19 protein-coding genes are annotated in these 22,999 nt (G+C 37.2%); 8 read left to right on the top strand and 11 right to left on the bottom strand.

The features are described from left to right. Both BLR30_RS03950 and BLR30_RS03945 read right to left on the bottom strand, forming a co-directional pair. Nucleotides 1–465, bottom strand: a complete 465-nt coding sequence (locus BLR30_RS03950; RefSeq protein ID WP_089855093.1) for an NUDIX hydrolase — start codon at nt 463–465, stop codon at nt 1–3. Between the two features lie 4 nt (nt 466–469). Then, nucleotides 470–1,219, bottom strand: a complete 750-nt coding sequence (locus tag BLR30_RS03945; RefSeq protein ID WP_089855090.1) for an NUDIX hydrolase — start codon at nt 1,217–1,219, stop codon at nt 470–472. A 549-nt stretch (nt 1,220–1,768) separates the two neighbouring features. On the opposite strand from BLR30_RS03945, the gene BLR30_RS03935 reads away from it, so the two are divergent. The 6 genes from BLR30_RS03935 to BLR30_RS03910 all read left to right on the top strand — a co-directional run bounded on the left by BLR30_RS03935 (nt 1,769) and on the right by BLR30_RS03910 (nt 13,153). Continuing rightward, nucleotides 1,769–4,033, top strand: a complete 2,265-nt coding sequence (locus tag BLR30_RS03935; protein WP_089855085.1) for a TonB-dependent receptor — start codon at nt 1,769–1,771, stop codon at nt 4,031–4,033. Between the two features lie 11 nt (nt 4,034–4,044). Continuing rightward, nucleotides 4,045–6,336, top strand: a complete 2,292-nt coding sequence (locus tag BLR30_RS03930; RefSeq protein WP_089855082.1) for a glycoside hydrolase family 3 protein — start codon at nt 4,045–4,047, stop codon at nt 6,334–6,336. Nucleotides 6,337–6,589: 253 nt separating this feature from the next. Continuing rightward, a complete protein-coding gene (locus BLR30_RS03925; RefSeq protein WP_089855079.1) occupies nt 6,590–7,756 on the top strand; it encodes an esterase in 1,167 nt (388 codons plus the stop codon). Nucleotides 7,757–7,964: 208 nt separating this feature from the next. After that, nucleotides 7,965–8,843: an alpha/beta hydrolase gene (locus BLR30_RS03920; RefSeq protein ID WP_089855076.1), complete on the top strand. Its 879-nt coding sequence runs from the start codon at nt 7,965–7,967 to the stop codon at nt 8,841–8,843. A 217-nt stretch (nt 8,844–9,060) separates the two neighbouring features. Then, the gene (locus BLR30_RS03915; protein WP_089855072.1) at nt 9,061–11,517 is read left to right on the top strand and encodes a glycoside hydrolase family 3 N-terminal domain-containing protein; all 2,457 of its coding nucleotides are present in this window, start codon (nt 9,061–9,063) and stop codon (nt 11,515–11,517) included. Between the two features lie 214 nt (nt 11,518–11,731). Further along, the gene (locus BLR30_RS03910) at nt 11,732–13,153 is read left to right on the top strand and encodes a sugar MFS transporter (protein WP_228400702.1); all 1,422 of its coding nucleotides are present in this window, start codon (nt 11,732–11,734) and stop codon (nt 13,151–13,153) included. 211 nt (nt 13,154–13,364) lie between these two features. Here BLR30_RS03910 and BLR30_RS03905 read toward each other — a convergent pair whose 3' ends face one another. Beyond that, the gene (locus tag BLR30_RS03905) at nt 13,365–13,658 is read right to left on the bottom strand and encodes a hypothetical protein (protein WP_089855065.1); all 294 of its coding nucleotides are present in this window, start codon (nt 13,656–13,658) and stop codon (nt 13,365–13,367) included. A 391-nt stretch (nt 13,659–14,049) separates the two neighbouring features. Here BLR30_RS03905 and BLR30_RS03900 point away from each other — a divergent pair, with 391 nt between their 5' ends. Then, the gene (locus BLR30_RS03900; RefSeq protein WP_089855062.1) at nt 14,050–14,742 is read left to right on the top strand and encodes a DUF6261 family protein; all 693 of its coding nucleotides are present in this window, start codon (nt 14,050–14,052) and stop codon (nt 14,740–14,742) included. Between the two features lie 86 nt (nt 14,743–14,828). Here the strand turns inward: BLR30_RS03900 and BLR30_RS03895 are convergent, their stop codons facing one another. The 5 genes from BLR30_RS03895 to BLR30_RS03875 are packed head-to-tail and all read right to left on the bottom strand — an operon-like array spanning nt 14,829 to nt 18,998. Next, nucleotides 14,829–15,542 (bottom strand): lycopene cyclase domain-containing protein, encoded by a 714-nt coding sequence (locus BLR30_RS03895; protein ID WP_089855059.1) that lies wholly within the window; start codon nt 15,540–15,542, stop codon nt 14,829–14,831. Beyond that, nucleotides 15,542–15,997 (bottom strand): sterol desaturase family protein, encoded by a 456-nt coding sequence (locus BLR30_RS03890; protein WP_089855055.1) that lies wholly within the window; start codon nt 15,995–15,997, stop codon nt 15,542–15,544. Before BLR30_RS03890 ends, BLR30_RS03895 begins: the two co-directional genes overlap by 1 nt. Before the next feature lie 18 nt (nt 15,998–16,015). Further along, nucleotides 16,016–16,852 carry a phytoene/squalene synthase family protein gene (locus BLR30_RS03885; protein WP_089855053.1) on the bottom strand — a complete coding sequence of 279 codons (837 nt, stop codon included), beginning with the start codon at nt 16,850–16,852 and terminating at the stop codon, nt 16,016–16,018. A gap of 5 nt (nt 16,853–16,857) precedes the next feature. After that, nucleotides 16,858–18,327: a phytoene desaturase family protein gene (locus BLR30_RS03880; RefSeq protein ID WP_089855050.1), complete on the bottom strand. Its 1,470-nt coding sequence runs from the start codon at nt 18,325–18,327 to the stop codon at nt 16,858–16,860. 2 nt (nt 18,328–18,329) lie between these two features. Further along, a complete protein-coding gene (locus BLR30_RS03875) occupies nt 18,330–18,998 on the bottom strand; it encodes a MarR family winged helix-turn-helix transcriptional regulator (RefSeq protein ID WP_089855047.1) in 669 nt (222 codons plus the stop codon). A gap of 165 nt (nt 18,999–19,163) precedes the next feature. Between BLR30_RS03875 and BLR30_RS03870 the strand changes: the two genes are divergently transcribed. Continuing rightward, nucleotides 19,164–19,613, top strand: coding sequence for a PA2169 family four-helix-bundle protein (locus BLR30_RS03870; RefSeq protein ID WP_089855044.1), 450 nt, complete (start codon nt 19,164–19,166; stop codon nt 19,611–19,613). A 167-nt stretch (nt 19,614–19,780) separates the two neighbouring features. Here the strand turns inward: BLR30_RS03870 and BLR30_RS03865 are convergent, their stop codons facing one another. The 3 genes from BLR30_RS03865 to BLR30_RS03855 form a co-directional block, all read right to left on the bottom strand. Beyond that, a complete protein-coding gene (locus BLR30_RS03865; RefSeq protein ID WP_089855041.1) occupies nt 19,781–20,833 on the bottom strand; it encodes a UDP-glucose--hexose-1-phosphate uridylyltransferase in 1,053 nt (350 codons plus the stop codon). Then, nucleotides 20,817–22,004, bottom strand: a complete 1,188-nt coding sequence (gene galK / locus BLR30_RS03860) for a galactokinase (RefSeq protein WP_228400701.1) — start codon at nt 22,002–22,004, stop codon at nt 20,817–20,819. Before galK ends, BLR30_RS03865 begins: the two co-directional genes overlap by 17 nt. A gap of 70 nt (nt 22,005–22,074) precedes the next feature. Then, nucleotides 22,075–22,947 (bottom strand): AraC family transcriptional regulator, encoded by an 873-nt coding sequence (locus BLR30_RS03855; protein ID WP_089855038.1) that lies wholly within the window; start codon nt 22,945–22,947, stop codon nt 22,075–22,077. Nucleotides 22,948–22,999: the final 52 nt, after the last annotated feature.

The following is a 22,999-nucleotide window of genomic DNA, read 5'->3' as shown; positions in this document are numbered from 1 at the left end:
TTATTTTTGAGCCGAAAGAAGTTCTTCCAATTGCAAAATAAATCCTGCCTGTGCGGGATTTATTCTTTTTTTTGCCTCATCAGAAGAAAACCATTCCCAACGGTTTAGTTCAGGAATCTCTATTGTCTTGCCAGATTTTGGTGGCCAGTCTATCGTTATGACATTGCTTTTCATATCATAAGTTTCAATATCTCCCTCCACAGCCCATGCAAAAACAGTTTTTCCTGCTTTTTGTCTGATGGGTTTTAGTTCAATAAAATCTCCATCAACACCTTTTCCTGTCTCTTCCTCGAATTCTATTTTGGCTCGTTCCAACAAATTTTCACCTTCAGAAACTTCTCCTTTAGGTATAGACCACGCTCCCAGATCTTTATTTTTCCAGAAAGGACCTCCGGGATGCACAAGAAAGTAAAAGAAATTTCCTTCTTCTCTTTTAAATAATAGAATTCCGGCACTTGTCTTCATGAAATTACCAGCTGCTTAATCCGTTTTCCAGCGCTTTTGCATAATTTTCTTCATCAAATGAATACAGATCTGGTGCTTTATGCGCGCCTCCTTTTCGTCTTTCATCCAATTTTTTCAGAATCCCAAGATTTTTAATTTTTCGGTAGAAATTTCCTCTGTTAAGCTCTTTTCCTAGTATCACTTCATATAATTTCTGAAGCTCAGAAAGTGTGAATTTTTCAGGCAATAAATTATATCCTATCGGCTTATGCGAAATCTTTTCTCGTAATGTCAATAAAGCTTTTTCAATAATATCTCTGTGATCCATTGCCAGTTCTATCTCAGACAGTTCGCTCAGATAGATCCATTCGCAGGTTTCACTGTATTCATCCGCAATGAGTTTAAAACGGTCCGGATTATAAAGCGCATAATAGCCTATTGTAACAAATCTTTGTTTGTGAAAGAGCGTTTCATCAAAATCTTCGAAATAAAACTCGCTCCTGTTCTTTTTTCCAAAAACACCGAATTCTTCAAGGTAAACATCGGTAATTCCGGCCCTTTCTTTTAAAATTCTTACCACCGCTTCATCAAGATCTTCATCTTTGCGGATGTACCCGCCGGGTAAAAGCCATTGTTTACGGTAATTCATTTTAAGAAGCAGAACCTTCAACTCATTCTGATCAAATCCGAAAATAACAGGATCTGCAGAAAGATGGGGTAAGAAAAACTCTTTATGTTCATTCGACTTGTCTAAAATCTTTTGTTTGGAATCCATTTGGAAAAATTAGGGAGAATTTTATTTAAACAAATCTAGTAAAAATTTTGAAAAAACTTAAAAAGGGACATATTGTGATCGTTTTTGGGGAAAAATTTGGTTAATCATAGCCATTGTTTCAATAAGAAACATTAAAAATGATTTTAAAAATAAAAATACAAAACACTAATTATCAAATTATTAAATCTAATTATTAAATTTTATTAACATTTTTTTTGGATAATTGGACAAAAGAATGTAGTATTGTATTGCTTCATGAGGAAGCAATGAATTTAAACACTAATCTGAACGAAATTGCTTCGACGATTACAATTTCTTGGAATAAAGAAATGAATCGAAAAGACAAACGTCTTTTACACTGAATCGAAAGCAGATCAGTACAAGCAAAAGCTGCTGACCCATTTCGAGAAACCTGATGCTGAGGAAAACCGGCTTTAAAAACAACCCGGTGCTGAAATAAAGTTTCATCCATACATTTTTTGGATGCAGGATAAGCTATGCCTTTAAACATGTACGATAACAACTATATAAAATTTAGAAAACTAAGCAATGAAAAAATCAACTCTTAAGATTTCAGCATTGGCATTGGTGCTTTCCTTCACAACCGTTTTTGGACAGGAAACCGACAGTGCTTCAGTGAAAACAGCAGTAAAAGCAGTGGTTAAAAATGAAGAAGGCGTAAAAACCGTTACCACTTCGTCAAAAGAAGACAACAACAGAAACGTAATGTTGAATGCAGCCAACAATACAAGTCCGAGAGACGTAAATATCGGTTTGCCATCAACAGTGGGTGGAATCACAATTCTTGAAAACGACCTTCCGGCAGTCTATTTCTTCTGGCCGGAGCTTCCCAACAAAACATGGAGACAAAGTGTAGGCCTGGAAAAAACAGGACTTTTGAAAATGGACCAATTAGCCAACACAATGGGTGACTTGGGATTTGCAGTGAATTCTTATTCTCAAACGGGAACAAAGGATTTTAAGCTAAAAGGAAAATTAACAACGAGTACTTTTGGTTGGCTGCAAGGTGACGTAAATGCTTCCGGACCGATTTCAAAAAACGGCTGGACTTATACCGTAGGTGCTTTTACCAACTTTGACCCGAGTACATACAAATTAGGCTTTGCCAGAAATGCCGATGAAACCAAAATTTTCAGAGCAGGTATTACCAAATATTTTAATAATGATAAAGGTAAAATCTCTCTTTTATACAAATATGCAGATTCTTACAGCATTACCAATTATGCCGTTTTCCAATATGGTGCAGAAGGAAAAGTAACCGAGCTGGATAATTTCAAAATTGGTAGAGATTCTTATGTGGTGAGAGACGGACTGATGAAAGTAAAAGATATTCTTACCGGTGAATATTCATGGCGCTCAATGAGTGGAAATGATAACAGGTCAAAATCGCATAATATCGACATTTTTGGTAATTATCTTTTAGACAACGGCTGGAATTTTAAATTCTCCACAAGAGCGCATTTTTCCAAGGTGAAAATGGCAAATATGATTCCTTTAAGTATTTTCAATGCAGATTCTTCAGCAGGATATACTTTAGCTTCCACTGGTCAGCCTTATTCAGGACAGGTAGGAACAATTCTGGGAATGTACACTCCGGAAACTCCAATTACCAGCGTTGCCGGTCGTTTTTCTTTAAATAAACAGCTTGGAAATCATAATGTGACATTCGGAGTATTGGAACAATATTATCACGTTAACAAATTCACATCCGATCGTACTTTCTTCTTCCAGACTGTTGAACCACAGCCTCAGAGACTGATTGGTCCAAATACGGATGCTGACGGATTCTACAACTACAATGCAGGTGGAGAATACCATAGCGGAACAGAAAACAAACTTTCAGTCTATGGAACGGATGAGTGGAAAGTTAGCGATAACTTTAATCTAAGCTACGGCTTACATTTGAGAAACCACATCCTTGACGGAGAATATTCTTTGACACCAAGAACGGTTGGTTTTAATTTTACAGATCCTGCGCAGTTCGATCATATCAGCCAAAGTTTCTTCCAGATTGCAGGAAGTTTAAACGCGACTTATAACATTACCAAAAACTTCGGAGTTTTAGCCAACTTCTTATACACAGAAGAAAACAGAAGACTGGAAAGTTATTCTCAGGCTTTCGAACCAAATACCAATAAAATTAAAAGCCCGTTGGGAGCATTCGGAGTCTTCTGGAACACCAACTGGATTCAGCTGATTTCTCAGGCGACTTATCTTAAAAAGAACAACAACCTGAACAGATACAACCTTGTAAACCCGGCGAATAGCTCTCAGGCTCAAACGACAACGGTTTATTACGATATTCAAACGTTGGGATGGACAACCGATTTCGTGTTGAAACCTTTCAAAGGATTTAATTTACATTACTTAGTGACGTTCCAAAATCCGGTGTATAAAAAATTTAATTTCAATGCTTTCGGAAAAGATTACAATTACAGCGACAATAATGTGTTAGGTGTTGCTAAAGTTTTGATGGAAATCGATCCTAGCTATACCATTGACAAATGGAGATTTTGGGCGAGTTTCAGATATTTCTCAAAACAATATGCGAACCTTACGAATGCCTTGTACTTTGCTCCAAGATGGGAAACTTTCGGAGGTGTGAGTTATACAGTTAACAAAAACATCAATGTTGGCGCAACGGTTATCAACTTCCTCAATCAAAGAGGAGCAAGTGGAACCATCAACGGTGCTGAACTCATTACCGATGCAAGCCCTTACTACGGAAAACTGTTGACAGGAACCTACATTATGCCTTTAACAGGTCAGCTATCAGTAAACTTTAATTTCTAAAATGTAAAACAATGAAAAGAACGGTTTTAAATGTTGCCGCATTATTTTTAGGAATAACAGCATTTTCACAGAATATTCAGACGGTTACGAATTCAAAAGGCCCGGTTTTAGGATATTCCGCAGATTCAGGCGTAAAAATCCTTACGATTGGCGGAAATAAATTCAAAGATTTAAACAAAAACGGAAAACTCGACAAATATGAAGATTGGAGACTTCCTGTTGATGAGCGTGCAAAAGATTTAGCTTCAAAAATGTCTATCGAACAGATTGCAGGCTTGATGCTTTATAGCGGTCACCAATCGGTTCCGGCGCCACCAGATGGCATTAGAGCAGGAAAATATAACGGGAAATTTTATAAGGAAAGCGGTGCAAAAGCCTCTGATTTAACAGACCAGCAAAAGAAATTTTTAAAGGAAGACAATCTTCGTCACGTTTTGGTAACGACGGTTGAATCTCCTGCAATTGCAGCACAATGGAGCAATAATATTCAAGCTTATATTGAAGGTTTGGGATTGGGAATTCCAGCTAATAACAGTACAGACCCGAGACATTCAGCAACGGTAACGGCGGAATTTAATGAAGGTGCTGGCGGACAAATCTCTCTTTGGCCGGACGGTTTAGCAATGGGCGCAACTTTTGACCCGGAATTAGTTAAAAAATTCGGAAATATAGCCGCTCAGGAATACAGAGCATTAGGAATTTCAACGGCTTTATCACCTCAAATCGACTTAGGAACAGAACCTCGTTGGTACAGAATTGCTTATGTTTTTTCTGAAAGTCCAGAATTGACAGCAGACATGGCCAGAGGCTATATTGACGGTTTCCAGACAACAACCGGGAGCAAAAACGGTTGGGGAAACAAAAGCGTAAATGCAATGGTAAAACACTGGCCGGGAGGCGGACCTGAAGAAGGCGGTCGTGATGGTCACTGGGCGATGGGAAAATTTGCGGTTTATCCTGGAAATAATTTTCAAAACCACGTAAAACCTTTTACAGAAGGAGCATTTAAACTTAATGGAGGAACGAAAGAAGCTGCTGCGGTAATGCCATATTACACAATTAGCTTTAACCAGGATACCAAAAACGGAGAAAATGTCGGAAACGGATACAGTAAATATTTAATCACAGATTTACTTCGTGGAAAATATAAATATGACGGTGTAGTCTGTACCGACTGGTTGATTACAGCTGACGAACCAAAAACGCCAGGCGGATTTGCCGGAAAACCTTGGGGCGCTGAAAAACTTTCCATTGCGGAACGCCATTATAAGGTGTTGGAAGCCGGAGTTGACCAATTTGGAGGAAATAATGATAAAGGGCCTGTTTTGGAAGCCTATCAGATGGGCGTAAAAGAACACGGCGAAAAAGCGTATCGTGCTAAATTTGAGCAGTCTGCGGTTCGTTTGCTGAGAAATTTCTTCAGAACCGGATTGTTTGAAAATCCATACGTCAACATTGAAGAAACCAAGAAAATCGTTGGAAATCCTGAATTTATGAAAGCGGGTTATGAAGCTCAGGTAAAATCCATCGTGATGCTGAAAAACAAAGCCAACATTCTTCCGATTAAAGAAAGAAAAACGGTTTACATTCCGAAAAGATATTCTCCGGCAACGTTCAACTGGTGGGGAATTTACACCGCTCCGTCTTTAGATTATCCTATTGACATTGAAAAAGTAAAGAAACATTATAATGTCACTGAAGACCCCTCAAAAGCAGATTTTGCATTGGTTTTCGTGAAAAGCCCACACAGTGAAGAAGGCGGTTACAGCGATATTGATGCCGCAGAGGGCGGAAACGGGTATCTGCCGATCTCGCTTCAGTACCAGACTTATACCGCAACAGAGGCTCGTGAGAAAAGCATTGCAGCCGGCGATCCAGTCGTTGCCCCAAATGTACACGACAGAACCTATAAAAATAAAACCTCAACAGCAACCAATTTCACAGATTTATTAACAATCCAGAACACTTACAAAGCAATGAACGGAAAACCTGTTATTGTTTCTGTAACGGCCTCAAAACCGATGATTTTCAATGAATTTGAAAAACATGCTGATGCAATTTTAATGAATTTTAATGTTTCAAATCAGGCCGTTTTAGACATTGTTACAGGAAAATACGAGCCTTCTGGACTGCTTCCTCTTCAGATGCCTGCAAATATGGTGACTATTGAAAAGCAGAAAGAAGATGTTCCTTACGACATGGAAACTCATAAAGATTCTGAAGGTCATAACTATGATTTCGGATACGGAATGAACTGGTCCGGTGTAATCAAAGATGCCAGAACAGAGAAGTATAAAAAATGATTCATCATAAATTGATTCGTAATTGATGTCTAAAACCGGGCATTTTTTGTCCGGTTTTTCTGATTCAAACTTATTTTTCTTAATCAAAATAAACGGAGTTATTCTTAAAAATTCAACATTAAGGCTTTAAGAAAAATATTAACGATGAAAAATTAAGAAATCAATACATTGATTTTTATTAAGATACATTAAGCAACTTATTATTTAAAACTTAATTTCTTAATGTTTAAAATTTTAAAAAATAGAATTTAATATGAAAATCAGATACACAATCTATTCATTAATGCTGGGTTCATTAATGTTCGCACAGGAAAACCTTGATTTCAGTGGAAAGAAAGTAATTGTTTCTCCTGAAATTAACGGCAAGAATGTAACATTCCGATTACTGGCTCCCGAAGCCAAGACGGTAAAACTTCAGGGAAACTGGATGCCGGGAAAAGGTTGGGAAGCAGGAACTGTTGAACTACAGAAAGATCAGGACGGAATCTGGTCATTTTCAAAAAATGATCTGAGCGCCGATATCTACACCTATTCATTTATTGTGGATGGCGTGAAGGCTAATGATCCGAATAATGCTTATCAGGTTCGTGATGTATCTTCGGTGATGAGTATGTTTTTGGTTGACGGCAAAGAATCTGAAAACTATCAGGTTCACAATGTCCCTCACGGAACAGTTTCCAAAAGATGGTACAAATCAAACGGACTGAAAGAAGACAGAAGATTAACGGTTTACACACCTCCGGGTTATGAAAATTCCAAAGAAAAATATCCTGTTTTATACTTATTGCATGGAATGGGCGGCGACGAAGAAGCATGGATGACGTTAGGAAGAGCTTCCCAGATTTTGGATAATCTTATTGCTCAGGGAAAAGCAAAACCGATGATCGTCGTAATGCCAAATGGTCACACCAGCAATTCCGCTGCACCCGGAGAATCTTCGAAAGGTTTTTATAAAATCGATATGAGAACTCCTGATATTTTCAGTGGAGATATGGAAACGTACTTTAAAGAAATCATGGATTTTACCGAAGCAAACTACCGCACAAAAGCCGATGCTAAAAATCGGGCAATTGCAGGACTTTCAATGGGTGGTTTTCATTCACTGTACATTTCCGCTAATCAACCGAAAACATTCGATTATGTAGGTTTATTTTCCCCGGCCATTCTTCCGCCAGATGAAAAGAAAAGTCCGGTTTACCAGAATTTAGACCAAAAATTGAAAACCCAGCAGAACAATTCATACAAACTGTATTGGATCGGAATCGGGAAAACAGATTTTCTGTACAAAAATGTATCAGATTACCGTCAGAAGCTCGACAAAATGAATTTCAAATATGAATACATAGAATCCGAAGGCGGTCACACATGGAGCAACTGGAGAACATATCTGAACGAGTTTGTGCCGTTATTGTTTAAATAAAATAAGTATTTGGACAGCTATTTCCGCTCAAGTCGGACTGCGTGAGATTCGCTGTTAAAATTGACTTTAAAATCAACACAATGTTTGTCAATACTGTCAGTTTAGTGCGGCCTTCGCTGAGTGAAACGCCTTTGCGAACGAAAAATTTGCATAACAATATCAAAAAAATCTTAGTGCTCTTTGCGTTAAAATTTAAAATCAAATCAAAATGAAAAAATTAATCCTAGCAAGTATCTTCCTTTTCGGATTAAATACCATCAATGCTCAAAAATCAATTCCATTATACCAAGGAAAAGCACCAGGCTCAGAAAACTGGACGTATTCTGAAAAAGAAATGGATTCTGATTTATTCAAAACCCATTTGGTTTACAACGTTGCCGCTCCCGCAATAGAAATATTCGAAGCACCAAAGGCAAAAGCCAACGGAACTGTAATTGTTATCGCTCCCGGAGGTGGTTTTCAAAGTCTTTCTATTAATAAAGAAGGAAGAGATTTAGCAAAAATTCTTCAGGAAAAAGGAATTACAGCAGTCGTTTTAAAATATCGTTTGCTTGAAACCAAAACTGGTGACCCGGCTCGCGAAATGATGGAAAACATCAAAGACAGAAAAGCTTTTGACGCAAAAACAGCACCGATCAAAGTAATGGCTGGTGAAGACATCAAAACTGCAATTTCTTACATTAGAACCCATGCAAAAGAATTAAATATTAATACAGAAAAACTGGGCGTTATCGGCTTTTCTGCCGGAGCGAGTGTTATTTTGGAAAGTGTGCTTCACAGCAAAGATGCTTCCACGTTACCCAACTTTGCCGCTTCCATTTACGGAGGACCAAGTGAAGAAATTTTAAATACAGAAATACCGAACACTACGCTACCGCTGTTTATCTGTGCAGCCAGCGATGACCAGCTGAAGCTCGCTCCAAAATCAGTTTTGCTTTACAGTAAATGGCTACAAGCGAGGCAACCGGTAGAACTGCACATTTATGAAAAAGGAGGCCACGGCTTCGGAATGGCAAAACAGAATTTACCGGTTGATAAATGGTCGGATATCTATCTGGATTGGTTGAAATTCCACAAGTTCTTATAGTTTTTATTTCCGCAGATATAAAAGATTAAGCAGATTATTCATCTGCAAAATTTGCAAGATTTGCGAGAGCTACTAATCATAAAGTCAACAAAACTTTTGTGGTTAAAATTAAACAACAAAATCAATTTTAATATATAGTTTCTTTTTTTGCGGCAATGACTATATCTGAACAGTTTGTTGCCGTGATTTTAGAATGTAATCAATAAAAAAAAGAATTATGAAGAAGAATATATCAACATTAATAACACTTTCTCAGAAAGCAAAATACACAGGATTGTTCCTTGCTTTATTAGCAGCCTCACCTCTTGCCAAAGCCCAGAATAATCCGACAATAACGGTTAACGGAAAAATATTTAAAGACCTCAACAAAAACGGAAAGCTTGATGTTTGGGAAGATACAAGACTTTCAGACGATAAAAGGATTGATGCGATTATAAAACAAATGACCAATGCAGAAAAGGTCGATCTGTTGGTAGGAACAGGAATGCCTGGAATTGAAGTCCTTACCGGGCCTGTAGGAGATTCTAAGCAAGGACTTGTTCCCGGTGCTGCGGGAGGAACTGCGGAATTGACAAGATTCGGAATTCCGGCAACGGTAGTAGCAGACGGGCCTGCAGGACTTAGAATTGCACCGACCAGAGCAAATGATTCCAAAACTTATTATGCTACTGCATTCCCGGTAGGGACCGCTTTGGCTTCGACATGGAACAAAACGCTTCTTGAGCAGGTAGGAAAAGCCATGGGAAATGAAGTAAAGGAATACGGCGTTGATGTATTGCTCGCCCCAGCCCTTAATATCCACAGAAATCCTCTTAACGGAAGAAACTTTGAGTATTATAGCGAAGATCCTTTAATTTCAGGGAAAACTGCCGCGGCAATCGTTAATGGAATTCAATCTCAGGGTGTAGGAACTTCCATCAAACATTTTGCTGCAAATAATGAAGAAACGAATCGTTTGACGATCAACGCCCACGTTTCAGAAAGGGCAATGAGAGAATTATACCTGAGAAATTTCGAAATCGCCGTTAAAGAATCCCAACCCTGGACAGTAATGTCATCTTATAACAAAGTGAATGGGGTTTATACATCAGATTCAAAAGATTTATTAACTCAAGTCCTAAGAAATGAATGGGGCTTCAAAGGAATTGTGATGACCGACTGGTTCGGAGGTTTCCCGGGATTTGAATCTATCCGGAGTGGTGGAATTTCTGATGTTGTAAAACAGATGAATGCCGGGAATGACCTTTTAATGCCGGGAATTCCTGCACAGAAAAAAGTATTGCTGGAAGCTCTTAATTCAGGTAAACTGTCACAGCAGGTGGCTGATTTAAATGTAAAAAGAATTTTAGAATACATTTTTAAGACACCGACTTTCACACAATATAAATACAGCGACAAGCCAAATCTGAACGACCATGCTGCAGTTACAAGAAATGCCGCGACAGAAGGAATGGTTTTACTTAAAAATGAAAATAATGCTTTGCCTTTTGCCGATAAACAAAAAGAAGTTTCATTATTCGGGGTAACTTCCTATGCATGGATTACCGGAGGAACAGGAAGCGGAAGCGTGAATAACAAACATACCGTTTCTCTTCTGGAAGGTTTAAATGCTGCCGGTTACAAATTAGACAAAGAATTAGTCGATCTATACAAACCTCACGCTGAAAAAGAGGTTGCCGCCGAAAAAGAACGGAGAAAAGCAAGAGGAATTCTAGCTTTGCCCGAAAGACTTCCTGAAATGAAATTAGACGATGCTTTCTATGCTAAAAAAGCTGAAACTTCCGAGATTGCATTCGTTACGCTGGGAAGAAATTCCGGGGAAGGTGGAGACAGAGTTGTTGATAATGATTTTAATCTCGCAACAGAAGAAATCGAAATGCTGGACAAGATCTCCAAAGCATTCCATGCTAAAGGGAAAAAAGTTGTTGTTATTTTAAATATTGGTGGCGTTATAGAAACTGCTTCATGGAAGGATAAGGCAGATGCTATTTTACTGGCATGGCAACCGGGTCAGGAAGGTGGGCATTCCGTGGCAGATGTGGTTTCAGGTAAAGTAAATCCTTCCGGAAAACTGACGATGACTTTCCCGGTGAACTACACAGATCATGCTTCAGCAAAGAATTTCCCGGGGGTACCTGCTGATAATCCGAAAGATGTGACCTATCAGGAAGGCATTTACGTCGGATACCGTTATTTCAATACATTTGGAGTAAAACCTTCGTATGAATTCGGTTATGGAAAATCTTACACCGATTTTGCTTATTCCAATATTAAAACAAATTCAAAAACTTTTAATAATAAGCTGGAAGTTAGTGTTGATGTTAAAAATACCGGAAAAGTAAACGGAAAAGAAGTGGTAGAATTATACCTTTCCGCACCCAACAAAAGTATTGACAAGCCAACATCTGAGCTGAAAGCGTATGCTAAAACCAAAGATTTAAAGCCGGGAGAATCACAAACTATTACTCTGACTTTAGAACCAAAAGATCTTGCATCATTCGTACCATCAAAAAGCGCATGGATTGCCGAACCAGGAAATTACAAAATTTCTATAGGAGCCTCTTCTCTGGATATCAGACAGACAATTGATTTTTCAGTTCCTAAAGAAATCACGGTAGAGAAAGTTCAGCATGTATTTGCTGCCGATACAGAATTTAAAGATTTGAAACCTTAAATCATTGTAACATTAGAGAAGCTGTAGTTTTTGAGTTTAGATCTTATTTAATTCAATGCTTTATACAAAACCCCATAAACTTTTTTGAATTTAATTACTCAGCTTCTTAATTTTTAATACAAAGTACTATTTTCATGATAAGTTTAATGTCTCAGATTAAGATTTTATCCGTAAAATAGGTATCTTTAACCACTTTTTTAAATAAATGAATGTTATGAGCAATGATGTAAAGGCTAAAAGCAGGAATTATACAGTTCCTCTTGTTACCATCACCCTTTTATTTTTCATGTGGGGATTTATCACCTGCATGAATGATATCCTTATTCCTTATCTGAAACAGCTCTTCAGCCTGTCGTTCTTCGAATCGATGCTGGTACAGTTCTGTTTCTTTGGAGCTTATTTTATCGGCTCGCTGATCTATTTTTTAATATCGACCACACAGGGCGACCCGATTGATAAAGTGGGCTATAAAAAAGGAATCCTTTTCGGGATCTTTCTTGCGGCATTAGGCTGCGTACTCTTTTATCCTGCGGCAAGCTTTGCTTCTTACGGATTATTTTTAGGGGCACTGTTCATTTTAGGATTAGGATTTACAGTCCTTCAGATCACTGCGAATGCCTATGTTTCCCTGCTTGGTCCGGAAGATTCGGCGTCCAGCAGACTGAATATGACCCAGGCTTTTAATGCGTTCGGAACAACGATCGCACCGGTTTTGGGCGGACATCTTATTTTTGAATTATTTTCTGCACCGGACGGTTCTTTCTCTGCAGCAGCCACCAAGATTCCTTATCTGATCTTTGCAGGAATCCTTTTACTGGTAGCTTTATTGATTTCAAGAGTGAAGCTTCCTGACTTTCAGGTAAAAGGTGAAGAAATTGTCAAGGGTTTTGGAGCCCTGAAACATAATCATCTCATCTTTGGAGTGGTAGCCATGTTCTGCTATGTGGGCGGAGAAGTAGCCGTGGGAAGTTTCATCATCAGTTTCCTTGAGCAGCCACAAGTGATGAATCTATCCGAAGTGGTAAGTAAAAACTATCTTTCCCTGTATTGGGGCGGGGCGATGATCGGCCGTTTCTTAGGGGCTATTTCATTGAACCATTCTCTCAGTCAGGGTAAAAAAGCGTTGTATATGCTGGGAGCAGCGGCGGCTGTGTTTTTGGTGATCTTCAGTATTGTAGATCTTACTTTTGCACAAATCAGCTTCTTCCTTGTATTTATTGCTTTGAATTTTGTGGCGTTCTTCATCGGGAAAGCAGCTCCGGCAAGAACACTATCTATCTTTGCGGCAGTGAATGTCGTTCTGTTAATTTCTGCTATGTTAAATCATGGTGAAATGGCAATGTACAGTATTCTGGGAATCGGAATATTCAATTCCATTATGTTCTCGAATATTTACACGTTAGCCATTTCAGGATTAGGTAAATATACGAGTCAGGGTTCTTCATTAGTCGTAATGGCTATCTTGGGAGGAGCTATCGTACCTATCTTCCAGGGATATCTGGCTGATGTTTTCGGAGTACAGCATTCGTTTATCATTCCGGTATTCTGCTATGTCGTAATTCTGATTTTCGGAGCTTACTGTACCAAATATCTGGGGCATGTAAAGCAAGATGCCGATGCGAAATCAGGACATTAAATATTATTTTTTATATAGGGAAAAACCTGCCGTCTGGCAGGTTTTGTTTTTTATATTTAATAAAATTATATCGAAACTGTTTTTGTTTTGGTATTATAAATAATTACCGCTAGCGCGAGCGTCCCGCTCGTGCTTATGCTATAATAATGATATTTTATATTGAACACGAGCGGTACGCTCGCGCCAGCAAAGGAAATTTAAGATTTTAATATTATAAATTAACATCAATCTTTAAAACTCCATCATAATCATCACAATAATTGCGAGCACTACTGTATTTCCATTTCCACGGCTCCATAACAAAACCGGCTTTTACAGGGTTTTTTTGTGTATACATAAGCTCCTGCTCAAATACTTTAAGTGACCATATTTCTATAGGATGATTATGCTGTTGCCAGAATTGATATTCCGTCACATTAGATCTTCTGCTTCCCGCCTTTTTAAACATCCATAACATCCATTCTCTCCTGCTTTCCCGAAGATTTCCCTTAATGGCATTTAGCATTTTTTTGAATTTTCTTTAAGGCCAATAAAAAATTAAAAGTTTAAATAACTTCTTTAATTAAACTCTGGACTTTCTCATAAATTATTTTGAATATTCAAAAACAATCATTTTCCATCTTCCCCACTTTCCATTTCTTTTTAAACCATCAGTTTAAACAAAATCAGAACTCCGTTTTAGTCTAAACCGCCAGATTAAAGAAAAACAGGAAACCGTGAGAGTCCAAACTGACAGATTAAATTAAAACAGCAATCCGGGAAAGTCTAATCTGCCAGAATAGAAAGAAACGGCAAACTGTTTTAGTTTAAACCAACAGATTTGGTTTGAAATGGCAATTTATTTATATTTAAACCTTAAAATTTAATAAGTATTCACAATTAAAAACGCAGATGTTATGAAAATCACATTGTCAGATTTAAATACAAAAGACCTGGCCACCTTGGTACAGAGAACGATTACAGCTTCCGATTCGGGAAAATATGCAGTAATATCCAATCACCCCCTATTTTCTGAACTTAAAACAATTTATACAGAGTATGATGCTGTTTATACAAAATCTGCTTTCAGTGGTAAAGGAAATGACGTAGCAAGCTCAGACAGGGATAGGGACATTAGTTTCCGAGCATTAAAGAATTTCCTGAACGGATACAGAAAAATGCCCTCGTTGTCCAATTATCAGTTTGCAGAAGATCTGTACCAGATCTTTAAACTGTATGATTTAAGTCTGGACAAAATGAGCTACTCTTCTCAAACCGCCCAAATGAAAAAATTGATCGAAGACCTTGAGAAACCGGAAAACACTCAAAAGCTCAATGCTCTTTCTTTATTTCCGGCTTTCGATGATATGAAGTCTAAGCAGAACGCATTTGAACAGATATTTGCCGAACAGGCAGGAGCAAATGCAAACCTCCGAAACATGAAAAGTGCCTCTTCGATCCGTAAAGATCTGGAAAAAGCCTTAAGATCTTATCTCAATTTCATCACGGTAATGAAAGATATCACAGGTTGGGAACTGTTGTATGCAGACATCAATGAAGTGGTAAAAGCGGCGAAAAACTCGAAAGCGGCTAAAGAAGAAAAGAAATAGTATTAATCAAAAGGCTATCCAACTTACGGATAGCTTTTTAAATATGTAAAATATCAATGAAGTTTTGTTTTGCCTTGCAGATGAAATCAAGCTTCAACTTCGACAACAGGTTGTTTTTCTGTTTTTCTGAACAACTCAAAGAAAAAGATGTTCCACAGAATAAGCTCATAGCCATAGACTGTATCCTCAACAGGGATTGTTAAGATTCTCAATCCGATAAATTCATCAGGGTTATAATTGACGATGGGAGATTCGAGTCCTGTACCTGTCAATATTCCGTTAACCATCAGAAAGCCCGGCATAAGAAGAAGATAGATGAACGAAACTTTACCGATCCATTTTACTTTAAGTATATAATGAAGGATGAAAAGGCTGCCTGCTGTTGATAAAAATGTCATTAAAGTGTAGATTCTTTCACGGAAAAAATAGCTGATGACTAAAGATGCTGCAATGCATACGATCACAAAGATATTTTGGGGCAAAGGTTTCCAGTCGAGTTTAAAAAATGTAGTAAGACAGAAGTAAGTAAATACACAGGAAAAAGGAATGCAGATAAAAAAGAGCAGTTCTTCTATGGGTAATCCGAAGAGTCTTATTCCCAACAGATATTTATCGTTGAACCACCAGACTCCTATTTTTGTGAACCAGGCATCCCAGGCAATAAAAACAATTCCTACAAGCAGTGAAGCCCATAGAAATTCTTTGAAATATCTGCTGAATTGTATCTTCGGATGAAAAGAAAAAATAAAGCAGACGATGACGGTAAAAAAGTTGATAAGGAGATATAGGTAATGTTCCATTATTTATTTTTATTAAAGTACATTTTAAAGTATTTTACAGGAACCCACAGAAATCCGAAGCACTCCCCTTCTTCTTTTCCGGTATGTTTGTGATGTTGCTTGTGCGCTCGTCTTATGGCTAAAAGATATGGGTTTTGGGTGTCACGAAGCAATTTTATCCGCTGATGAATAAAAATATCGTGTACAAAGAAATACGCCATTCCGTAAAGGGCAATTCCTAATCCAATATAAAACCAGTGATTAAATCCATTCATTGTTCCGTAATACATAAGAATAATGGTAGGAACTGCAAATATGACGAAGAAGTAATCATTCTTTTCCATATGTCCTTCGTTGCTATGGTCATGATGATCTTTGTGCAATACCCAGAGCAGACCGTGCATGATGTATTTATGAATAAGCCATGTCATGCCTTCCATCACGAAAAAAGTTGTTACTACAATTAGAAAGTTCATTATTAATGGTATAAATGATTATAAAAAAGAGGTTTTGTACTGAACGTAACAGCTCATCATCAGGGAAATTTTAGCACCGTTGGATATTCTGATTCTTTCACTCATAATCGTCTGGGCAGATTTTCTTTTGATCTTTTTAAATAAAGAAACATAATATCTGTAAGCAAGATAAACCCCAAATCTTGAGGATGGAGGAAGCATTTTAATCCCGATGAGCGCCTGTCTGAACTCTTCTTCTATTTCTTTTTCAATGGAACTTTTTATATTATTATCAAATAAAGTCATGTCAAGATTGGGAAAATAGCTTCTTCCCAATGTGTAATAATCATCTTTCATATCTCTTAAAAAATTGACTTTCTGAAAGGCAGAACCTAAAATCATGGCATAAGGTTTAAGGTTTTCAAATTGATTTCTGTCGCCATTCACGAAGATATGCAGACACATAAGACCTACCACTTCTGCTGAACCCAGAATATATTCTTTGTAGAGGTCAGAATTATAGTCTATTTTTTGAAGATCCATTTCCATACTTTTCAGAAACTGATGAATAAGGTTCTGATCGATGTTGTATTCATGCACCGTTTCCTGAAAAGACTGAAGAATCGGGTTTAGTGAAATCCGATCTTCCAGCGCCTGAAAAGTTTCTTCTTTAAATTTTTTCAGTAGTTTTTCTTTGTTAAAATCATGAAAGCTGTCTACAATTTCGTCGGCCAGTCGTACATAACCATAAATGGCATAGATAGGATTTCTTATCGTACTGGACAAAGCTAAAATTCCAAGGGAAAAACTTGTGCTGTATTGTTTGGTAGTCTCTTTACTGACTTTGTAAGAAAGTTCGTCGAATAGTTTTTTCATAGCAATTAATTTTTGTTGGCTTCGTTTGCAGCTATTTTTCCAGAGATGATGGATGGTGGCACACCCGGACCCGGTACGGTAAGCTGCCCCGTATAGAAGAGATTTTTTATTTTTTTGTTTCTCAGTGACGGTTTCAGGACTGCCGTCTGGGACAATGTATTGGCAAGACCGTAGGCATTTCCCTGATAAGCATTGTAATCTTCTTTAAAATCTCTTACGCAATAGCTTCTTTTATACTCTAAGTTCTGCAGTAGACCCGATGTTCCGGTATGTTTTTCAAGTCTGAGGATCATTTCATTGAAATACTTTTCCCTTATTTCATCAGAATCTTCAATTCCCGGTGCTACAGGCATCAGAAGAAACACATTTTCACAGTTTTCGGGAGCTACGGAAGGATCTGTTTTTGACGGACAACATAAATAAAACAGAGGTTTCGTAGGCCATTTTTTATCTTTATAAATTTCTTCGGTATGAAGATCCAGATCGTTTTCAAAAAATAAAGTATGATGCTTTAAGTTAGGAATTTTTTCCTTAAACCCAAGATAAAAGATAAGACATGAAGGCGCGAAAATTCTTTTCTCCCAGTATTCCTCATTGTAATTCCTGAATTCTTCAGGCAAAAGTTTAGATTCTGTGTGGTGATAATCTGAAGCGGCAATCACAACATCAAAGTCTATTTCTTCCTGATTTACGGTCAATGATGAGGCTTTTTTGTCTTTTACATTGATCTTTTTAACATCAGCATTTACGTAAAAACGGGTTCCCTGTTTTTCCGCAATATTTTTCATTGCATCAATAATTTTCGAGAAACCGCCCATCGGATACCATGTCCCTAACTTGTATCCTCCGTAGTTCATTAAGCTGTACAACGCAGGAATATCCTTTGGTGCAGCACCCAGAAAAATAACAGGGAACTCCATTAAAACAATCAGTTTAGGATTTTTAAAATATTTTCGTACAAAGCGCTGAAAATTCGTGAGAAGATCAAGTTTTAAAGCGCTTTTAGCAATTTTAGGGGATACAAATTCAAACCATGAATGGCAGGGTTTGTTGACGAAATCCTGCATTCCCACTTCATATTTGTATTGGGCATCTTTCATGAATTCGTCGAGTTTTTTTCCGGCTCCGGTTTCTGTTTTTTCAAAAAGATCTTTCATCTCTTCGTAACTATGCGGAATGTTCATTGTTCCGTCGGAAAAAACCATTTCAAATTGCGGGTCTAAAGGAACGAGTGTATAGAAATCTGATGCTTTACTTCCAAAATCATTAAAAAAAGATTCAATGATATCCGGCATCCAATACCAGCTTGGCCCCATATCAAAAGTATAACCGTTTTCAGTTTTGAATTGTCTGGCTCTGCCTCCTATGTCATTATTCTTTTCAAAAAGATGAACTTCATGACCATGCTTAGAAGCATATGCCGCAGCAGAAAGCCCGGAAAATCCTGATCCTATTACTGCAATTTTCTTTTTCATAGTTAATTTTTAAATGAATATTCTTCGTAAACAGTTTTAATCAGATCTTTGCTGTCGATATTTCTTGAGAAAATCGGGTAATGAAAGCGATCGAGTTTATTCAGAATTCTTATAAGTTCCATTTTTTCATGATAAGAAAGGTTTCCGGCAACAATGTCTGTTGCTTCCCTTATTTTTTTCATCTGCTTTTCAAGAGCCTGCTTACCTTTTTCAGAGATAAATATGATTTTATTTCTTTTATCGACATCAGATTCAGTCTGTTCAATCCAACCTTGCTTTAAAAGTCTTGTGATAATGAGCATTCCTACAGGCTTATCATGAATATTTTTTTTGATAAGTTCCATTTTCGTCATTTTGCCGAAGGCTTTAAGATTAATGAGATAAATGAAATCTTCCTGTGTAGTAAAATCAGATTCTGAAATAGCTGACTTCGAATATGTTTTTGCATATCGGTTTACATGAACCAATAATGTGCTTATAGCACTTTCGGGACTTCTCCCGGTTTCTTTTCCTTCCCAGTAAGGCTCTTGTTTTTGTTTGTTTTCAAATGAGGATTTATCACAAAGCCAGTCTTTAAAACCATTCATGCTGGCCTGATAATGACCATTAGTATTTTCGATTTCAAACTGTTCAAGAAGATCAATGACTTCTTTTGTCATTTTGTAATTCATGATGTTGAATTTAATTTATAAATACACTAATAATAAAAAAAATAGTATAATTATAAACCAACATCATTTTTTATGCCAAACTTTCATTTTAAATTTTAAACAAAATTAATGTGACAAGGCATGCTTATTGTAACTTACAAAGCACATCACTAAAAAAAATTTAATATGAACAACGAAAAAACAGTATCAGTACTTAATGATTTGCTAAACATTACGAATGACAGAATTGAAGGATTTTCTAAAGTTGAGGACAAAGTATGGGATACACATTCTACTTTGAAAGCTGATTATGACCAAATGGTTTCCCAATCTCAGACTATGAAATCTGATCTTATCAGGTTAATCAATGAATGTGGAGGAAATGCAGATAATACAACAAGTACTGCGGGAGCATTACACAGAGCGTGGATCGATGTAAAAAATTCATTAAGCGGCGATAAAGACGAATCTACATTGGGAAATGTTGTCTTCGGAGAAAAAGCAGCTATTGATGCTTATCAGGATGCGCTGGATAGCGGAGATCTAACACCGCAAAGCGCACAGGTTGTTTCTGACCATCTTCATCACCTGAAATCTTCTTACGCAAGATTTGAAAATCTGGACGAATTGAATTAATACAAATTGTTTCAAATAGTATTAGGAATAAGAGAACTCTTTACAAGGGTTCTCTTATTTTTTTGTTTTAATGTTTAATAAAGCTTTTAAAGTGAAGAATCAAGATATTGATTTTATGAAGACTATTAAGTTATATTTCTAAATCTTAACTTCTTACTAATAAAAATTTAGTTTCTACTTTTATAATGTACCGTTGAAAGATTCTTCAGAATTTCTGCACTCTGTTCTGGAGTAATGTCTCTCTGTGCTTCGGCAAGCATTTCATAGCCTACCATAAATTTTTTCACTTCGGCACTTCGCAGCAGCGGCGGATAAAAATGCATATGAAAATGCCATTCGGGATGTGCCAGACCATCTGTCGGAGTCTGGTGAATGCCTGCGGAATAAGGAAATGATGTTTCAAAAAGATTATCATACTTCGTTGTAAGATCTTTTATAATCTCTGCAAACCATCTTTTTTCTCCTTCCGAAAACTGAAGTATATTACCTATTTTTCTTTTACTGATAATCATCGTTTCATATGGCCACACTGCCCAGAAAGGAACCAATGCTGCAAAATTTTCGTTTTCAAGAATAATCCTTTCATCTGCCTCCAACTCTTTTTTTAGGTAATCTTCTAAAAGTGATCTTCCGGTTTTCTCAAAATAAAATCTAAGGTTTTCCTGCGTTCTTACCACAGCAGAAGGAATAGATGACTGCGCCCAGATCTGCCCGTGCGGGTGAGGATTGCTGCAACCCATAACCTGCCCTTTATTTTCAAATATCTGAACATGGTTGATAAAATCTTGACTTCCGAGTTCCTCGTATTGTTGTTGCCACGTATCCACAACCTTTTCTATATCTTTTACTTCCATTTCCGGTAGTGTAAGACTATGGTTTTCCGAGAAACAGATTACCCGGTTAATTCCACGTTCCGGTCTGATGGTGAAAAAATCTGAATGATCTTCAGAGAATTCAACTTGTTCGTTGAGCAAAGACCCAAAATCATTATCGAAAACGTACACTCCTTTATAATCCGGATTCCTCTGACCATTCACGCGAACATTCCCAGAGCACAGGTAACATTCAGGATCATAATGCGGAAGTTTTTCTTCTAAGGACTTTTCAGTCTGTCCCTGCCAAGGCCTTTTTGCGCGTTGGGGAGAAACCAAAATCCATTCGTCCAAAAGCGGATTATACCTTCTGTGAGGATGCTGTTTACTGTCAAATGCTGAACTCATTAGTTGTATATTCTTTTATTCCTTCGGAAATTTTAACCTGATATATTTTCATCTGAATATTAAATTCAGCCTGATATTTTTCACTTATTGTTTTAATGATCTTATCTACGCAATCTTCTTTAATAAGATTGATGCTGCAGCCGCCAAATCCTCCGCCCATCATTCTTGCGCCGAGAACGCCATTTTCTTTTAAGGTCTGTTCTACTAAAAAATCAAGCTCATCGCAGCTTACCTCAAATTCTTCGGAGAGTCCTGAATGTGTTTCGATAAGAAGCTTACCAAGATTTTCCATATTGTTTTCAGACAAAGCTTTTGCGGCCTGCTCTACCCTTTTTATTTCTTTTAAAAGATAGAAACATCTTTTGTACGAAGTTTCGCCGATTTCTTCACGCACTTCATCAAGCATTTCAAAACTGAAATCCCTGAATTTCTTTACCTGTGGAATTTTTTTCCACAAAGCTTTTTTACCGTGGTCAACATCATTGCGGCGGTCATTATATCCTGATGTGAGATGCGTATGTTTTACACAGCTATCGAACAATACTAAACTGTAACCTTTAAGGTCAGCATTAAAATATTGATGATCCAGGGAATGGCAATCGAGCATGATAACCTTTCCGTCTTTTCCGAAAACGGAGGCAAACTGATCCATAATTCCGCATTTAACGCCAACGAAAGTATGTTCCGATTTCTGACCAATCAGGGAAATTTCTTTTTTAGAATAGCCAAGATTAAAAATCTGATTGAGGATAAAAGCAAAACCGCATTCCAGTGCTGCGGATGAAGAAAGTCCGGAACCCATAGGAATTGTACTGCTGAAAGCAATCCTTAGTCCCCCGATTGTCTTTCCTTCTTCCTGAATAGCATTGAAAACACCGAGTAAATAATTCACCCACATCTGTGAAACCGGAGATTGCTTTTCTCTTACATTAAAGCTAAAAGTTTCATTAAAATCCTTTGCAAAAAAAGTACAGGTTTCAGAATCTACCTTTTCTACCGCAAAGCAGATGTATTTATCGATTGCCGCGGGTAATACAAAACCGTCACTGTAATCAACGTGCTCACCAATAATATTAATTCTTCCGGGTGAAAGAAAAACATGATCCGGTTCTGACCGGAAGGCAAACTGAAATGCCGCTTTTGTGTCATTAATTAGTTTTTCCTGAATCAAAATAAGAGTATTTTCTGCTTAAAAATTATAAATGTTAAATTTACACGTATATTTTAAATAAACAATATCATTATTCCATAAAGTAATTGAATTCTTTTCTGTACTGCGACGGGCTTTTCTTAATGTATTCTTTAAAGGTTTTATTGAAATAGCTGAAATTGTTGAAACCAGATTCAAAACAAACTTCAGTAATGCTCAAAGGCTGTTCGGCAAGAAGTTTCAGGGAATGTGTAATTCTGTATTCATTCACGAATTGCGTAAATGTTTTATTGGTTATTTTCTTAAAATAACGACAGAAAGACGGCACTTTCATATTGGCAAGATCTGCAATTTCTTCCAAAGTAATCTGTTCTTTAAAATGATCTTTCACATAATTAAAAATATGATTGATTCTTTCATTGTCTTCCACCTGGGTTTGCAAATAGTATTTTCCGGCGTTCAAAATCCTGTAATCCTGTGTCGTGGCAAGTTCTTCCAGTATTTCCAGAAAGATAATGAGTTTACCAAGTAATGATGACTCGTGCATATCGGTTATTTTTTTACCGACAGTTTTTTTAAGATTTTCTCCAAAAACAATTCCGGCTTTTGATTTTTCGAGTAAAGCTGAAATTCTTTGCATTTCCGGAGTTTCCCAAATATATTCTCCCAGAAAATCAGGTTTAAACTGTATCACCATTTCATACTCATTATTGGTATTTTCATTGGTAAGACCACAATGCGGAAGATTACTCCCGATGAGTACAAGATCACCATCCGAAAAGTAGGAAATATTACTTCCGATCTGTCTTTTTCCGGAACCTCCGCAAACAAATATCAGTTCTACCTCAGGATGATAATGCCAGACATGAGATTTTATATTCTCATTGCCTAGGAACTTAAGGGTCGTAAAACTACTGCCAATATTGGGTTTTATGGCTTCAAAAGCAGGATGTGAATGTTTCATCTTTAGATAATTATTTACATGTGTAAAATTAACAATTAATATTTAATTAACA

Origin of the sequence: Chryseobacterium taeanense (assembly GCF_900099685.1) — a bacterium.
Taxonomy (GTDB): Bacteria; Bacteroidota; Bacteroidia; order Flavobacteriales; family Weeksellaceae; genus Chryseobacterium; species Chryseobacterium taeanense.
This window is presented reverse-complemented; position numbering and strand designations above follow the sequence as displayed.

Excerpts from the sequence above, each read along its gene's own strand:
- BLR30_RS03950 (WP_089855093.1), bottom strand. The coding sequence starts at position 465 with ATGAAGACAAGTGCCGGAATTCTATTATTTAAAAGAGAAGAAGGAAAT.
- BLR30_RS03945 (WP_089855090.1), bottom strand. The coding sequence starts at position 1,219 with ATGGATTCCAAACAAAAGATTTTAGACAAGTCGAATGAACATAAAGAG.
- BLR30_RS03935 (WP_089855085.1), top strand. The coding sequence starts at position 1,769 with ATGAAAAAATCAACTCTTAAGATTTCAGCATTGGCATTGGTGCTTTCC.
- BLR30_RS03930 (WP_089855082.1), top strand. The coding sequence starts at position 4,045 with ATGAAAAGAACGGTTTTAAATGTTGCCGCATTATTTTTAGGAATAACA.
- BLR30_RS03925 (WP_089855079.1), top strand. The coding sequence starts at position 6,590 with ATGAAAATCAGATACACAATCTATTCATTAATGCTGGGTTCATTAATG.
- BLR30_RS03920 (WP_089855076.1), top strand. The coding sequence starts at position 7,965 with ATGAAAAAATTAATCCTAGCAAGTATCTTCCTTTTCGGATTAAATACC.
- BLR30_RS03915 (WP_089855072.1), top strand. The coding sequence starts at position 9,061 with ATGAAGAAGAATATATCAACATTAATAACACTTTCTCAGAAAGCAAAA.
- BLR30_RS03910 (WP_228400702.1), top strand. The coding sequence starts at position 11,732 with ATGAGCAATGATGTAAAGGCTAAAAGCAGGAATTATACAGTTCCTCTT.
- BLR30_RS03905 (WP_089855065.1), bottom strand. The coding sequence starts at position 13,658 with ATGCTAAATGCCATTAAGGGAAATCTTCGGGAAAGCAGGAGAGAATGG.
- BLR30_RS03900 (WP_089855062.1), top strand. The coding sequence starts at position 14,050 with ATGAAAATCACATTGTCAGATTTAAATACAAAAGACCTGGCCACCTTG.
- BLR30_RS03895 (WP_089855059.1), bottom strand. The coding sequence starts at position 15,542 with ATGGAACATTACCTATATCTCCTTATCAACTTTTTTACCGTCATCGTC.
- BLR30_RS03890 (WP_089855055.1), bottom strand. The coding sequence starts at position 15,997 with ATGAACTTTCTAATTGTAGTAACAACTTTTTTCGTGATGGAAGGCATG.
- BLR30_RS03885 (WP_089855053.1), bottom strand. The coding sequence starts at position 16,852 with ATGAAAAAACTATTCGACGAACTTTCTTACAAAGTCAGTAAAGAGACT.
- BLR30_RS03880 (WP_089855050.1), bottom strand. The coding sequence starts at position 18,327 with ATGAAAAAGAAAATTGCAGTAATAGGATCAGGATTTTCCGGGCTTTCT.
- BLR30_RS03875 (WP_089855047.1), bottom strand. The coding sequence starts at position 18,998 with ATGAATTACAAAATGACAAAAGAAGTCATTGATCTTCTTGAACAGTTT.
- BLR30_RS03870 (WP_089855044.1), top strand. The coding sequence starts at position 19,164 with ATGAACAACGAAAAAACAGTATCAGTACTTAATGATTTGCTAAACATT.
- BLR30_RS03865 (WP_089855041.1), bottom strand. The coding sequence starts at position 20,833 with ATGAGTTCAGCATTTGACAGTAAACAGCATCCTCACAGAAGGTATAAT.
- BLR30_RS03855 (WP_089855038.1), bottom strand. The coding sequence starts at position 22,947 with ATGAAACATTCACATCCTGCTTTTGAAGCCATAAAACCCAATATTGGC.